This window comes from Micromonospora siamensis (assembly GCF_900090305.1).
GTDB classification, from domain to species: domain Bacteria; phylum Actinomycetota; class Actinomycetes; order Mycobacteriales; family Micromonosporaceae; genus Micromonospora; species Micromonospora siamensis.
In genome coordinates this window covers 1,463,527-1,477,380 of sequence record NZ_LT607751.1, presented here as the reverse complement: position 1 = coordinate 1,477,380, position 13,854 = coordinate 1,463,527, and the positions used below count along the sequence as shown (strand labels likewise).

Sequence of the window (13,854 nt, the reverse complement as noted above, 5' to 3'; positions counted from 1 at the left end):
GCCGGGGGAAGGGCGGACCGCCAGTGGAAAACCTCTGTAAGTTCTTGCCAACCGGCGCTAGAGTGCCGCGCCGCTGCTCTCGCGTGTTGCGGGGACGTTAGCAAGAGGTTGCAGAGAATGGAAGGGCTTGCAGAAGTGTACGCAAGAACTTGACGGTGGGCTAAAGTGCCGCCATGCGCGCTCGACTATCCGACATCGCCCAACAGGCTGAAGTCAGCGAGGCCACGGTGTCGCGGGTGCTCAACGACCGCCCCGGAGTGGCCCCGGAGACCCGACAGGCCGTACTGACCGCCCTCGACGTGCTCGGCTACGAGCGCCCCGCCCGGCTGCGCAAGCGCAGCGCCGGGCTGGTCGGGCTGGTCGTCCCGGAGCTGGAGAACCCCATCTTCCCGGCGTTCGCCCAGGTCATCGAGTCGACCCTGGCGCAGAGCGGCTTCACCCCGGTGCTCTGCACCCAGACCCCCGGCGGGGTCACCGAGGACGAGTACGTCGAGATGCTGCTGGACCGGCAGGTCTCCGGGATCGTCTTCGTCTCCGGGCTGCACGCCGACACCGCGGCCAGCCACGACCGCTACCGCGCGCTGATCGGCCGGCCGCTGCCGGTCGTCATGATCAACGGATACGTCCCCGGCATCGCCGCCCCCTTCGTCTCCTGCGACGACCGGGAGTCGGCGGAGCTCGCCGTCGCCCACCTGGTGGCGCTCGGACACCGGCGGATCGGCCTGATCACCGGCCCGGACCGGTTCGTGCCGGTGCAGCGCAAGGTGGCCGGCTGGCGCTCGGCGATGACCCGGCTGGCCGGGGTCGCCGAGGCCGACCTCGACCCGCTGGCCGAACTCTCGCTCTTCGGCGTGGAGGGCGGCGAGGCCGCCGCCGGACGCCTGCTGGACCGCGGGGTGACCGGCATCGTCTGCGGGTCGGACCTGATGGCCCTGGGGGCGATCCGGGCCGCCCGGCAGCGCGGCCTGTCGGTCCCGGGCGAGCTCTCGGTGGTCGGGTACGACGACTCCCCGCTGATGGCCTTCACCGACCCGCCGTTGACGACGGTGCGCCAGCCGGTGGCGGCGATGGCGGTGGCGGCGGTACGCGCCCTGGTCGACGAGATCAACGGCCACCCGGCGCCGCACTCGGAGTACCTGTTCCGTCCGGAGCTGGTGGTCCGCGGCTCGACGGCGGTGGTCCGGGCGACGCCTCCGGTGGCCGGCAAGGCTGCCGGTCGGCAGCGGCCGGCCCCGCCCGCGGTCGCGGTGCCGGCGTGAGTTCGACCTCACCGAGGGCAACCGACGTCATTTCTTGCGCAAGAGCTGCTTGACTCTTGCAGCGCCGGAGCGGCATTCTGCTTCCCACAGCGCCCGCTGGGCGCCGCCGTCCCGCGCCACAGAACGGGGATCGTCACCGATGACCGCCGCCACCAACCCTGAGCCGCTGACCTCCGACGACGACTGGTGGCGTTCCGCGGTCGTCTACCAGGTCTACGTCCGCAGCTTCGCCGACGCCAACGGCGACGGCGTGGGCGACATCCCCGGCATCCGGGAGCGCCTGCCCTACCTGCGCGACCTCGGGGTGGACGCGCTCTGGCTGACCCCGTTCTACACCTCGCCGCAGATCGACGCCGGCTACGACGTCGCCGACTACCGCGACGTCGACCCGCTGTTCGGTTCGCTCACCGACTTCGACGCGATGATCACCGACGCGCACGCGCTCGGTCTGCGGATCATCGTCGACCTGGTGCCGAACCACACCTCCAGCGCCCACCCGTGGTTCACCGCGGCGCTGGCCGCCGCCCCCGGCTCGCCGGAGCGGGCGCGCTACCTCTTCGCCGACGGCAAGGGCGAGGCGGGCGAGCTCCCGCCGAACGACTGGGAGAGCATCTTCGGCGGCCCGGCCTGGACCCGGCTCCCCGACGGCCAGTGGTACATGCACCTGTTCGACCCGGCCCAGCCGGACCTGAACTGGCGCCACCCCGAGGTACGCGCCGAGTTCGAGGACGTGCTGCGCTTCTGGCTCGACCGGGGCGTGGACGGATTCCGGATCGACGTGGCGCACGGCATGATCAAGGCCGAGGGGCTGCCGGACGTCGGCTTCAACTCGATGACCACCGGGCAGCGCCAGTCGGAGCTGCTCGGCAAGGGCCGGCTGCCGTACTTCGACCAGGACGAGGTGCACGAGATCTACCGCGCCTGGCGGCCGATCCTGGACAGCTACCCCGGCGGCCGGATGGCCGTGGCCGAGGCGTGGGCGGAGACCCCGCAGCGGCTGGCCCGCTACATCGGCCCGGACGAGCTGCACCAGGCGTTCAGCTTCGACTTCCTCGACGCCACCTGGTCGGCCGACTCGTTCCGCAAGGTGATCGACACCGCGCTCGCCGAGTCGACCATCGTCGGCGCGCCCACCACCTGGGTGCTCTCCAACCACGACCGGCAGCGACACGTCACCCGGTACGGCGACGGGGAGGTCGGCCTGCGCCGCGCCCGGGCCGCCGCCCTGCTCATGCTGGCCCTGCCCGGCGCCGCGTACGTCTACCAGGGTGAGGAGCTGGGCCTGCCGGAGGTGCTGGACCTCCCCGACGAGCTGCGCCAGGACCCCTCGTTCCTGCGCACCGGGGAGAGCCGGGACGGCTGCCGGGTGCCGATCCCGTGGAGCGGCGAGCTGGCCCCGTACGGCTTCGGCCCGGAGGGCAGCGAGCTGAGCTGGCTGCCGGCCCCGGCGACCTGGCGTGGCCTCTCGGTCGCCGCCCAGACCGGCGTGCCCGGCTCCACCCTGGAGCTCTACCGCGCCGCGCTGCGGGCCCGGCACGAGCACCCGGCGCTCGCCGGCACCGCCGGTGGCGTGGTCTGGCTGGAGACCGAGCCCGGCGTGCTGGCCTTCAGCCGCGCCGACGGGCCTGCCGTGCTGACCTGCGTGGTCAACCTCAGCGGCGCGGAGGTGACGATCGACGGCTACGGCCAGCCGGTCGTGGCCAGCGCCGATCTCACCGAGCGGGGCGAAGGCCACGTCCTGCCGGTGGACGCAGCTGCGTGGTTCGAACGGCGCTGAGCCGGGTAACCCGCTCACGACCTGGTCGTCCGTTGTGCTCCGCGCCGACGGGCGGCTGGGCAACCGACCCCTTGTGGTGGGGGGTGAGGTGGCGCCGGCGCCTCGGGATCCGTCCCGGGGCGCCGGTGTCCATCCCGGACTCTCCGCCACCCGCCCGCCGCAGGTCGGGGTTGCGGCCCAGGTGCGCCGTACCGGCGGGTGGAGCGCGCCGCACCGGCGACCGACGTGACCCCCGCACCCACCACCCTGCGTGTCCGGTCGCCCCTCCTCCCCCACCCCCGGGGCACCCTTTGCTCTGCTCGCCCCCACGCATCAGTAACCCGCAGTAGGCACCGGTTCATCACGGAGCGCAGCAGAGCCGCTGGTCAGGGACGTGGTGCGTATGCGGCAGCAGAGCAAAGGCAGGGGAAGAGCCATCTCGTCCCGGCCTTGCTGGCCACGTTGGGTGAACGAAGGCCCTCGTTACCGTCGGTGACGGAGATCGGCGACACGAGCGGAACCGGCGACAGGGCGGCGGCCAGGCAGACGAGCGGCGGGCCGCAGGGGGCCGGCCTCAGCCCTTCCGGGTGGTGAGCAGCTCGGCGATCCGCGCGAAGCCGGCGCGCAGCTCGTCCCGGCTCGGCGCGGGCAGCGGCTGCGGCACCGGCTCCTGCTCGGCGGCCCGCTCCAGCTCCTCGTCGATGACGTCCTCGAAGTCGCCGTAGAGATCCGACTCCTCGATCCGGGCGGCCTCGTCCTCGGCGGCGATCTGCGCCGCCGCGATCTCGCCCCGGATCTCCTCCGCCGAGAGCGCCGGTAGCAGCGGCTCGACCACCGCCATCAGCTGTTCCTCCGCCACCACCGCCTCGGCCAGCGCCAGTGCGTGCGGCCGCTCGTACGGCCCGCAGACCACCGGCTCCCACTCGTCGGCGTCACCCAACGGCCCGAAGGTGATGATCCACGGCAGGCCGAGCATCGGGGAGTCGTCCGGCAGGTCCAGAGTCACGAGAGCGCCCACGGGATCATCATGGTCGGTCGGTCCAGCGCACTGGGCAGCATTTGCCCTATTCATCTTTCCCTCGACTGTCGGGATCGGGTCACTGCGGCCGAGCGGCCCGCCGAATCACTCCGGCCGGGCGGCGGCCAGCGCGGCCCGGACCAACGCCAGCGCCCGATCCGTCGGCACCCCCAACCGGACCGCCTCGGCCGCGTAGCCGGCAGCGGCGACGTGCAGCCGGTCGGCGGCGTCGTCCCGCCCCGGCGCGACCACCGTGCCGTGCCGGCCCCGGGTCTCGACCAGCCCGGCCGCCTCCAGTTCCCGGTACGCCCGGGCCACCGTGTTCACCGCCAGCCCCAGCTCGGCGGCGAGCTGCCGGACCGGGGGCAACCGGGTGCCCACCGGCAGCCGGCCGTCACCCACCTGCTCGGCGAGCTGCGAGCGCACCTGCTCGTACGGGGGCACCACCGAGTCCGCCTCGATCACGATCCGCACGTCAGCCCGCCCCGCCCGGCGTACCCGGGTCGCTCTCGTCGTCGACCTCCACGTCCACCTCCCGGGCGGCGCCGCCCTCCGCCAGGTCCACCACCCGGCCGTACGGGCTGGTGGCGGCGAGCGCGGCCCCGAAGAGCACCAACTGGTTGAGCAGGTACAGGTAGAGCAGCAGCCCGACCGCGGTCGCCACCACCGTGTACGCCGGGTTCCGCTCGGTGCGTACCACGTAGTAGCGCCCCACCGTGTTCAGCAGGGTGATCCCGACGGCCACCACCAGGACCACCGGCCGCAGCCGGCGCCGGCTCATCCGCAGCCGCGGCACCGCCACCAGCAACGCCGTGGCGAGCACCGCGTTGACCAGCACGCTGAGCACCGCGCTGATCGTGGTCAGCCCCACCGAGCCGGTGCTGCGCAGCAGGAACCGCAGCAGCGACTCCAGCGCGTCGACGGCGGCCACCGAGACGCCGAGCATCACGAAGACCAGCAGCAGCACTCCGAGGTCCACCAGGCGGCGGACCACCAGGTTGCCGGGCTGCTGGTTGAAGCCGTACACCAGCCGCTGGGAGGAGCGGATCGCCTCCACCCAGCCGACACCGGTGAAGACCAGGATGATCAGACCGACCACCCCGACGGTGCTGCTGCTCTGGGCGATCTGCTGCGGGTCGAGGAACGGCAGGTTCGCCTTCAGGAAGTCGGCCGCCGCGGCGCTGACGTCGTCGTTGTCCTGGAGGATCGCCCCGAACACCCAGTACGCGACCAGAGCCAGCGCGAACACCGCGAAGAACCCGTAGTACGCGATCGCCGCCGCGAGCCGCCCGCCCAGCACGTCCCCGTACAGGGTGCCCGCCCGCCACAAATGGTCGAACGCGGGCAGCCGGTCGCGGGCCACGTCGATCTGGCGGCCGAGGCCCGCCTCGATGCGGCCGATCATGTTCACGACCTCATCCTCGCCGATCGCTCGGCTCGCCGGTGGCCGGGCACGCTCGGCTCAGCCACCGAGCCGGAAGTCCCGGCGGGGCTGCCACCGGGTCTGGCCGCTGTGCGAGAAGAGGGTGAACGCCTCCACCTCGAAGATGGCGGAGAAGTCGGCCAGGTCCTCGTACACCTTGTCCAGCGCCTCGGGCGCGACGTCCTGCGCGACCGTGACGTGCGGGTGGTACGGGAAGCGGGCCTCGCGGTGCAGCTGCGGCGCCGCGTTGATCGCCGCGGCCAGCAGCTCGCACTCGCTGATCCCCGCCGCCACCGTCACGAAGACCACCTGGGTCACCGGCCGGAAGGTGCCCGTCCCGCGCAGGTGCAGCGCGAACGGCAGGTGCGCGGTGGCCACCCGGTCCAGGTGCGCCTCGACGGCCGGCAGCGCGGCGACCGGGATCTCGGTCGGCCCCAGCAGCGTCACGTGTGCCGGGACGGCCTGCGGGTCACCGGCCTCGATCCGCCGCTGGGTGAGCAGCGCACCCCACGGTTCGGGGATGTCCACCGCGATCCCGATCTGGATGGTGTCGCCGTGCGGCGGCGCCCCGTCCCTGCGATCCACGCTCCGCGCCATCCCTCCGGCCACCGACTGCTCCACCCGTCTCCGTCGCCCGGGCCGCTACTCGAAGCGCACCGGGGGGAGGAAGCCCACCCGCTCGTAGACCTGGTGCAGGGTGGGCGCGGCGACCGCCCGGGCCTTCTCGGCACCGGCGGCGAGCAGCTTGTCCAGCTGGGCGGGGTCGTCCAGGTAGCCGCGGGTGCGCTCCTGGATCGGGGTGACGAACTCCCGGACCACCTCGCCGAGGTCCTTCTTGAGGTCGCCGTAGCCCTTGCCGTCGTACGCGGCGACCAGGTCGTCGATGCTCCGGCCGGAGAGAGCCGAGTAGATGGTCAGCAGGTTGGACACGCCGGGCTTGGTCTCGGCGTCGAAGACGATCTCCCGGCCGGTGTCGGTCACCGCGGACCGGATCTTCTTGGCGGAGCGGGCCGGCTCCTCGAGCAGGTCGATGATCCCGGCCGGCGAGGAGGACGACTTCGACATCTTCGCCGTCGGGTCCTGCAGGTCGGTGATCTTCGCGGTGTCCTTGACGATGTGCGGGGCCGGCACCGTGAAGGTCCTGCCGAACAGCGAGTTGAACCGCTGCGCCAGGTCGCGGGAGAGCTCCAGGTGCTGGCGCTGGTCCTCGCCCACCGGCACGGCGTTGGCCTGGTAGAGCAGGATGTCGGCGGCCTGCAGGATCGGGTAGGTGAACAGGCCGACGCTGGCCCGCTCGCTGCCCTGCTTCTGCGACTTGTCCTTGAACTGGGTCATCCGGCTGGCCTCGCCGAAGCCGGTGATGCAGCCGAGCACCCAGGCCAGCTGCGAGTGCTCGGGCACCTGCGACTGCACGAAGAGGGTGCTGCGCTCGGGGTCGAGGCCGACCGCGAAGAGCTGGGCGGCGGCCACCCGGGACCGCTGCCGCAGCACCTTGGGGTCGTGCCCGGCGGTGATGGCGTGCAGGTCCACCACGCAGTAGAACGCGTCGTGGCTGTCCTGCAGGGCCACCCAGTGTCGTACCGCGCCCAGGTAGTTGCCGAGGTGGAACGAGTCGGCCGTCGGCTGGATGCCGGAGAAGACGCGGGGGCGGGCGGGTACGTCGGACATGGCGGCAATTCTGTCAGGAGGACCCGGCGTACGTCATGACGGGCCGGCGGGTCGGCTCCCGACCGGCCGCGTCGGGCCGGTGGCCTCGCGGATCCCGGTCGCCCCGACCGGCCCGGTCGCCTCGCGCCGCTGCCCGGGCAGGCGGGCGACGGAGACCGCGAGCCGGGACACCCGGCGCCCGTCCAGGGCGAGCACCCGCAGCAGCCAGCCGGCCTCCTCGTCGCCCGTCGCGGGGACGGTGGGGACGCCCGGCACCGGCACCTCGTCGCCGGCGACCGGCAGCCGGCCCAGCGCCGCCATCACGTAACCACCCACCGTCTCGTACGGGCCGGCGGGCAGCGGGACGCCGGTGCGCTCGGCGAAGTCGGCGAGGTTGAGCCGGCCGTCCACCACGGCGGGCAGCCCGGCGAGCACCGGCTCGGGCGGGCTGTCGTACTCGTCGCGGATCTCACCGACGAGTTCCTCGACCAGGTCCTCGCAGGTGACGATGCCGGCCGTGCCGCCGTACTCGTCGACCACCACGGCGAGGTGGTGTCCCTCGCGGCGCATCTCGTGCAGCGCGGCGAGCACCCGCTTGCTGCCGGGCAGGCGTTTCACCTCCCGGGTCAGCTCCCGCACGGTGGCCCGGGGGTCGCCGTCGGGGCGCAGCAGCACGTCGCGCAGGTGGACGAAGCCCAGCACGTCGTCGTGGGTGCCGTCGACCACCGGGTAGCGGGTGTGGGTCTCGGCGCGGACCAGCCGGGCGGCCTCGGCGACGGTGAGGTCGGCGGCCAGGAAGACCACCTCGGTGCGGGGCATCATCACCTCGCGGACCAGGCTCGCGCCGGCCTCCAGCACCTCGTCGATGATCCGGCGTTCGACCGGGTCGAGCAGGGTGTTCGCGGCGACCAGGTCGCGCAGCTCGGCCTCGCTGATCCGTTCCCGGCCGGCGGCCGGGCTGGCGCCGAGCAGGTCGGTGACCAGCCGGATGGCGCCGTCGGCGGCGCGTACGACGATCCGGGCGATGGTCCGGGCGACCCGGCCCGGCTCGCGGCGTGGTCGCCCCGGCGGTCGCCGCCGGGGGCCGGGATGGCCCGCTTCCCGCATGACAGCGATGGTAGACACCGGCGACCCTCCGCACCGGCGGAAACGGGCATCAGGGCCGCCCATGTTCGGGTCTGTTTGATCGCGTTGCTTCGTGATGGAATGGGGAGGCGTCGACGATGGACCGGGACCCCCGGCCGGCCTTACGATGATCACCGGAAGTGACGCCCCAGGCTGGAGGAACGCGACGTGAAACTGCTCGTCACCGGCGGCGCCGGATACATCGGCAGCGTGGTGACCCGGATGCTGCTCGACAACGGCCACGAGGTGACCGTCCTGGACGACCTGCGGACCGGGCACCGGGCGGCCCTCGCCCCGGAGGCGACCCACGTCGACCTGCCGGTCCACGAGGCGGCCCAGGTCCTCACCCCGGACGCCGGCTTCGACGGCGTGCTGCACTTCGCCGCCCTCATCGCCGCCGGCGAGTCGATGGTCAAGCCGGAGCTGTACTGGCGGAACAACACCGTCGGCTCGCTCGCGCTGATCGACGCCGTCCGGGCCGCCGGGGTGCCGAGGCTGGTCTTCTCCTCCACCGCCGCCGTCTACGGCAACCCGCTGGAGCTGCCCATCCCGGAGACCGCCGTCAAGGCCCCCACCAACACGTACGGGGCCACCAAGCTGGCCGTCGACATGGCGCTCACCTCCGAGGCGATCGGGCACGACCTGGCCGCCGTGTCGCTGCGCTACTTCAACGTGGCCGGCGCGTACCTCCGTGGCGACCTGGCCATCGGCGAGCGGCACGACCCGGAGACCCACCTGATCCCGATCGCCCTGGAGGTCGCCGCCGGCCGGCGGGACAAGCTCCAGATCTTCGGCGACGACTACCCCACCGTGGACGGCACCTGCGTCCGCGACTACATCCACGTGGTGGACCTGGCCCGGGCGCACCTGCTCGCGCTCACCGCCGCCGCGCCCGGCCGGCACCGCATCTACAACCTCGGCAACGGCAACGGCTTCACCAACCGGCAGGTGGTCGAGGTGGTCCGCGAGGTCACCGGCGAGCCGGTGCCGGTCGAGACGGCGCCGCGCCGCGAGGGCGACCCCGCCGAACTGGTCGCCTCCTCCGCCCTGGCCCGCGAGGAGCTGGGCTGGGAGCCGGAGAAGCCGACCCTGCACGACATGGTCGGCGACGCGTGGGCCTTCTATCGCGCCCACGTCCTGGGCGACCGGTGAGTAAGGACGTCGCGGCCCGCGCCACCGCCGGCTTCCGTCAGGAGTACGCCGAGCAGCCCGCCGGCCGCTGGGCGGCTCCCGGCCGGGCGAACCTGATCGGCGAGCACACCGACTACAACGGCGGCTTCGTGCTGCCCTTCGCCCTGCCGCTGCGTACGGTCGCCGCCGCCGACCGCCACGACGCCGACCGGTGGACGGTGTGGTCGGAGCTCTCCGGTGAGCGGATCACCTTCGGCGGCTCGGACGTCGACGAACCCGGCCGGGTCACCGGCTGGGGCGCGTACGTGGCCGGGGTGGTCTGGGCGCTCCGCGACGCCGGGTACGCCGTGCCGGGCGCCCGGATCGCGCTCGCCTCGGACGTTCCGCTCGGCTCCGGCCTGTCCTCCTCGGCGGCGCTGGAGGCGGCCGTGCTCGCCGCCCTGGTCGACCTGGGCGGGCTGGACCTGCCCGCCGACCGGCAGCCCCGGCTGGCGCAGCGGGCCGAGAACGCCTACGTCGGCGCGCCCACCGGGATCATGGACCAGTCCGCCGTCATCCGCTGCCGGGAGGGGCACGCGCTCTTCCTGGACTGCCGTTCCGAGGCGGTCGAGCAGATCCCGTTCGACCTGGACGCGGCCGGGCTGGCCGTGCTGGTGGTGGACAGCAGGGCCCCGCACCGGCACGTCGACGGCGAGTACGCGGCCCGCCGGAAGTCCTGCGAGCGGGCCGCCGAACTGCTCGGGGTGCCCGCGCTGCGCGACGTCGACGCGGCCGGGCTCGACGCCGCCCTGGGCCGCCTCGACGACCCGGAGACCCGGCGCCGGGTGCGGCACGTGGTCACCGAGGACCAGCGGGTCCTGGACACCGTCGGACTGCTCCGCGCCGGCCGGGTACGCGAGATCGGCCCGCTGCTGACCGCCTCGCACGTCTCGATGCGGGACGACTTCGAGATCACCGTCCCGGAGATCGACACCGCCGTCGAGGCGGCGCTGGACGCGGGCGCGCTGGGTGCCCGGATGACCGGCGGTGGTTTCGGCGGCTGCGTCCTCGCACTGGTCGAGGCGGCCTCCGCCGAGCGCGTCGCGACCGCCGTGACCAGCGCGTACGCCGAGCGCGGCTTCGCCGCCCCCGGCCACTTCACCGTCCTGCCCGCCGGTGGCGCCACCCGCCTGGACTGATCGCCGCCGCGCCCGCGCCTCGGCACATGACCGTGCTCGATCAATGAAGTAGTGGCCTCACCCGGTCGGGGAGGCCACTACTTCCATGTTCGGGCGTGATCGTGCCGGCGCGACCCGCGCCGACGGTCGGCGGGCGCGGTCAGGCGGTGTCGACGATCATGCCGGCGGCGACCGTCCGGTTGGTGGTCTCGTCGATGATCACGAAGCCACCGGTCGTCCGGTTACGGCGGTACTCGTCGGCGAGCAGCGGCACGGTGGTCCGCAGCCGGACCCGGCCGATCTCGTTGAGCTTCAGCTCGGTGGCCGACTCGTCCCGGTGCAGGGTGTTGATGTCCAGCCGGTAGTGCAGGCCGCGCACGATCGCCCGCGCCGACCGGGTGGTGTGCTTGATGGCGTACTTACCGCCGACCTGGAGCGGGCGGGACTCGTCCATCCAGCAGACCATCGCCTCGACGTCCTGGGTGACCGCCGGGGCGTTGTTCGGCCGACAGATCATGTCGCCCCGGGAGATGTCGATCTCGTCGGCGAGCCGTACGGTGACCGACATCGGCGGGAACGCCTCGTCCACCGGCCCGTCGGCGGTCTCCACCGAGGCGATCCGGCTGGTGAAGCCGGACGGCAGCGCCATCACCTCGTCGCCGGGCTTCAGCACGCCCGAGGCCACCTGACCGGCGTAGCCGCGGTAGTCGGTGACGGTGGTGGACTGCGGGCGGATGACGTACTGCACCGGGAACCGGACGTCGACCAGGTTGCGGTCGGAGGCGATGTGCACCCGCTCCAGGTGGTGCAGCAGCGACGGCCCCTCGTACCAGGGCATGTTCTCCGACCGGGAGACGATGTTGTCGCCCCGCAGCGCCGAGATCGGCACCACGCTCAGGTCCGGCACGTCCAGTTTCGTGGCGAACGCGGTGAACTCGTCGCTGATCCGCTCGAAGACCTCCTGCGACCAGTCGACCAGGTCCATCTTGTTGACGCAAAGGACCAGGTGCGGCACCCGCAGCAGCGAGCAGAGGAAGGCGTGCCGGCGGGACTGCTCCACCAGGCCCTTGCGGGCGTCCACCAGGATCAGCGCCAGGTCGGCCGTGGAGGCGCCGGTGACCATGTTCCGGGTGTACTGGATGTGCCCGGGGGTGTCGGCGATGATGAACTTCCGCCGCGGCGTGGCGAAGTAGCGGTACGCCACGTCGATGGTGATGCCCTGCTCCCGCTCGGCGCGCAGGCCGTCGGTGAGCAGCGCCAGGTTGGTGTACTCGTCGCCCCGGGCCGCGCTGACCGCCTCGACCGCGGCGAGCTGGTCGGTGAAGAGCGACTTGGTGTCGTAGAGCAGCCGGCCGATCAGGGTCGACTTGCCGTCGTCGACGCTGCCCGCCGTGGCGAACCGGAGCAGGTCCATCGGGCGCCCCTCGGGCAGCACGGAGTCGGCCGCAGCCGCGGTGTCGACGCTCATCAGAAGTAGCCCTCCCGCTTGCGGTCCTCCATGGCGGCCTCGCTGACCCGGTCGTCGCCGCGGGTCGCGCCCCGCTCGGTGATCCGGGTCGCCGCGACCTCCTCGATCACCTTCTCCACCGTGTCCGCGTCGGAGCGGACGGCCGCGGTGCAGGAGGCGTCGCCCACCGTGCGGTACCGCACCTGGGCCTTGAACCGCTCCTCGCCCGCCCTGGGGCGGATGAACTCGTTGACCGCGTAGAGCATCCCCTCCCGCTCGATCACCTCACGCTCGTGCGCGTAGTAGATCGACGGCAGCGGGATCCGCTCGCGGGCGATGTAGTGCCAGACGTCCAGCTCGGTCCAGTTGGAGAGCGGGAAGACCCGGATCGACTCGCCCGGGTGGTGCCGGCCGTTGTAGAGCGACCACAGCTCCGGCCGCTGGTTCTTCGGGTCCCACTGGCCGAACTCGTCGCGGAAGCTGAACACCCGCTCCTTGGCCCGGGCCTTCTCCTCGTCGCGCCGGGCGCCGCCGAAGAGCGCGTCGAAGCGGTGCTTCTCCACCGCGTCGAGCAGCACCGGTGTCTGGATCCGGTTGCGCATCCCGTCGGCGGACTCGCGGACCAGGCCGTTCGACAGCGCCTCGGGCACACTCGCCACGATCAGCTGGAGGCCCAGCTCGGCGACCCGCTGGTCGCGGTATTCCAGCACCTCGGGGAAGTTGTGGCCGGTGTCGACGTGCATCACCGGGAAGGGGATGCTCGCCGGGGCGAACGCCTTCTGCGCCAGCCGGAGCATCACGATCGAGTCCTTGCCGCCGGAGAAGAGCAGCACCGGCCGCTCCATCTCGGCGACCACCTCGCGCATCACGAAGATGCTCTCCGCCTCGAGCGCGTCGAGGTGCGAGACCCGGTACGCGGCGGGGGCCGTCATGACAGGAGCTCGATTCGCGGGGAACCACCCATGGGATTCCAGACCTTTCCGGTCGGACTCGTCAAGAAGTGCGACTCAGGCTACCCGGCGTGCCGCTGCAACGCCGCAAGCAACCGACTGGCGAGATCCTTGCGGCAGACCAGCAGGTCGGGCAGGCGCGGGTCGGCCTCGTTGTATTTCAGCGCAGAACCGTCGATCCGGGAAGCGTGCAGCCCGGTGGCCGTCGCCACAGCGACCGGGGCGGCCGAGTCCCACTCGTACTGCCCGCCCGCGTGGATGTACCCGTCGACCTCGCCGGTGACCACCGCGGCGATCTTCGCCCCCGCCGAACCCATCGGCACCAGATGGGCGCCGACCTCCTCGGCCAGGTCCGTCAGGAACACCGGCGGCCGCGACCGGCTCGCCGCCAGCCGGATCACCCGGCCACCCCCCGAGGTCGCCGCCTCCAGCGTCATCGGCGGGTACGCCGGCGGGTAGTCGGTGCCCAGCACCCGGTGCTGCGCCGGCAACCCCACCGCGCCGGCCACCAGGCCGTGCGGGGTCGGCGCGTTGCGCGCCCAGAGCGCCACGTGCACCGCCCAGTCCGAGCGGCCCTCCTCGGAGAACTCCCGGGTGCCGTCCAACGGATCGATGATCCAGACCCGGTCGGCGCCCATCCGGGACACCGCGTCCGGGCTCACCTCCGCCGTCCAGGCCAGCCGGGAACCCTCGTCCTCCTCGGAGAGCACCGCGTCCCCCGGCCGCCACCGGGCCAGCTCCGTACGGATCAGGTCGTGGGAGATCTTGTCGCCCGCGGCCTTGAGCGCGCCGCCGTCGGCGAAGCCCATCTCCTCCCGGAGAGTCATCAGCGCCTGCCCGGCCCGGGCGGCGAGCCACCGCGCGAACGCACCGTCGATCATCGGTGGACTGCCCATCGGTCCGCTCCCGTCACGTCGCCACGGGCGTCACCGCCCACGCCA

At 72.8% G+C, this 13,854-nt stretch carries 13 protein-coding genes; 4 read left to right on the top strand and 9 right to left on the bottom strand.

Going from position 1 to position 13,854, the window contains the following annotated elements; translation table 11 throughout:
* The first annotated feature begins 173 nt into the window (after positions 1 to 173).
* Together GA0074704_RS06945 and GA0074704_RS06940 are read left to right on the top strand one after the other, a co-directional pair.
* Positions 174 to 1,259 carry a LacI family DNA-binding transcriptional regulator gene (locus GA0074704_RS06945; RefSeq protein WP_088969725.1) on the top strand — a complete coding sequence of 362 codons (1,086 nt, stop codon included), beginning with the start codon at positions 174 to 176 and terminating at the stop codon, positions 1,257 to 1,259.
* A 139-nt stretch (positions 1,260 to 1,398) separates the two neighbouring features.
* Entirely contained in the window at positions 1,399 to 3,036 is a 1,638-nt protein-coding gene (locus tag GA0074704_RS06940; RefSeq protein WP_088969724.1) for a glycoside hydrolase family 13 protein, read from the top strand.
* A gap of 553 nt (positions 3,037 to 3,589) precedes the next feature.
* Here the strand turns inward: GA0074704_RS06940 and GA0074704_RS06935 are convergent.
* The 6 genes from GA0074704_RS06935 to GA0074704_RS06910 all read right to left on the bottom strand — a co-directional run bounded on the left by GA0074704_RS06935 (position 3,590) and on the right by GA0074704_RS06910 (position 8,210).
* Positions 3,590 to 4,033 (bottom strand): hypothetical protein, encoded by a 444-nt coding sequence (locus GA0074704_RS06935; protein ID WP_088969723.1) that lies wholly within the window; start codon positions 4,031 to 4,033, stop codon positions 3,590 to 3,592.
* A gap of 105 nt (positions 4,034 to 4,138) precedes the next feature.
* Positions 4,139 to 4,507: a GntR family transcriptional regulator gene (locus tag GA0074704_RS06930; protein WP_088969722.1), complete on the bottom strand. Its 369-nt coding sequence runs from the start codon at positions 4,505 to 4,507 to the stop codon at positions 4,139 to 4,141.
* Position 4,508: 1 nt separating this feature from the next.
* The gene (locus tag GA0074704_RS06925; protein ID WP_088969721.1) at positions 4,509 to 5,444 is read right to left on the bottom strand and encodes a YhjD/YihY/BrkB family envelope integrity protein; all 936 of its coding nucleotides are present in this window, start codon (positions 5,442 to 5,444) and stop codon (positions 4,509 to 4,511) included.
* Positions 5,445 to 5,495: 51 nt separating this feature from the next.
* Positions 5,496 to 6,053, bottom strand: a complete 558-nt coding sequence (locus GA0074704_RS06920; protein ID WP_088973507.1) for a 2'-5' RNA ligase family protein — start codon at positions 6,051 to 6,053, stop codon at positions 5,496 to 5,498.
* Between the two features lie 45 nt (positions 6,054 to 6,098).
* Entirely contained in the window at positions 6,099 to 7,124 is a 1,026-nt protein-coding gene (trpS, locus tag GA0074704_RS06915) for a tryptophan--tRNA ligase (RefSeq protein ID WP_088969720.1), read from the bottom strand.
* Positions 7,125 to 7,157: 33 nt separating this feature from the next.
* Positions 7,158 to 8,210: a hemolysin family protein gene (locus GA0074704_RS06910; RefSeq protein WP_088969719.1), complete on the bottom strand. Its 1,053-nt coding sequence runs from the start codon at positions 8,208 to 8,210 to the stop codon at positions 7,158 to 7,160.
* A 186-nt stretch (positions 8,211 to 8,396) separates the two neighbouring features.
* On the opposite strand from GA0074704_RS06910, the gene galE reads away from it, so the two are divergent.
* Both galE and galK read left to right on the top strand, forming a co-directional pair.
* Complete coding sequence (gene galE / locus GA0074704_RS06905) at positions 8,397 to 9,380, top strand: UDP-glucose 4-epimerase GalE (RefSeq protein ID WP_088969718.1); 984 nt, start codon at positions 8,397 to 8,399, stop codon at positions 9,378 to 9,380.
* Positions 9,377 to 10,537, top strand: coding sequence for a galactokinase (gene galK, locus GA0074704_RS06900; protein WP_088969717.1), 1,161 nt, complete (start codon positions 9,377 to 9,379; stop codon positions 10,535 to 10,537). Before galE ends, galK begins: the two co-directional genes overlap by 4 nt.
* A 139-nt stretch (positions 10,538 to 10,676) precedes the next feature.
* On the opposite strand, the gene cysN is transcribed toward galK, so the two are convergent.
* The 3 genes from cysN to GA0074704_RS06885 all read right to left on the bottom strand — a co-directional run bounded on the left by cysN (position 10,677) and on the right by GA0074704_RS06885 (position 13,809).
* On the bottom strand, positions 10,677 to 11,984 hold the full coding sequence (gene cysN, locus GA0074704_RS06895) for a sulfate adenylyltransferase subunit CysN (protein WP_088969716.1): 1,308 nt from the start codon (positions 11,982 to 11,984) through the stop codon (positions 10,677 to 10,679).
* The gene (gene cysD, locus GA0074704_RS06890) at positions 11,984 to 12,895 is read right to left on the bottom strand and encodes a sulfate adenylyltransferase subunit CysD (RefSeq protein ID WP_088969715.1); all 912 of its coding nucleotides are present in this window, start codon (positions 12,893 to 12,895) and stop codon (positions 11,984 to 11,986) included. Before cysD ends, cysN begins: the two co-directional genes overlap by 1 nt.
* A gap of 80 nt (positions 12,896 to 12,975) precedes the next feature.
* Entirely contained in the window at positions 12,976 to 13,809 is an 834-nt protein-coding gene (locus tag GA0074704_RS06885; RefSeq protein ID WP_088969714.1) for an inositol monophosphatase family protein, read from the bottom strand.
* Positions 13,810 to 13,854: the final 45 nt, after the last annotated feature.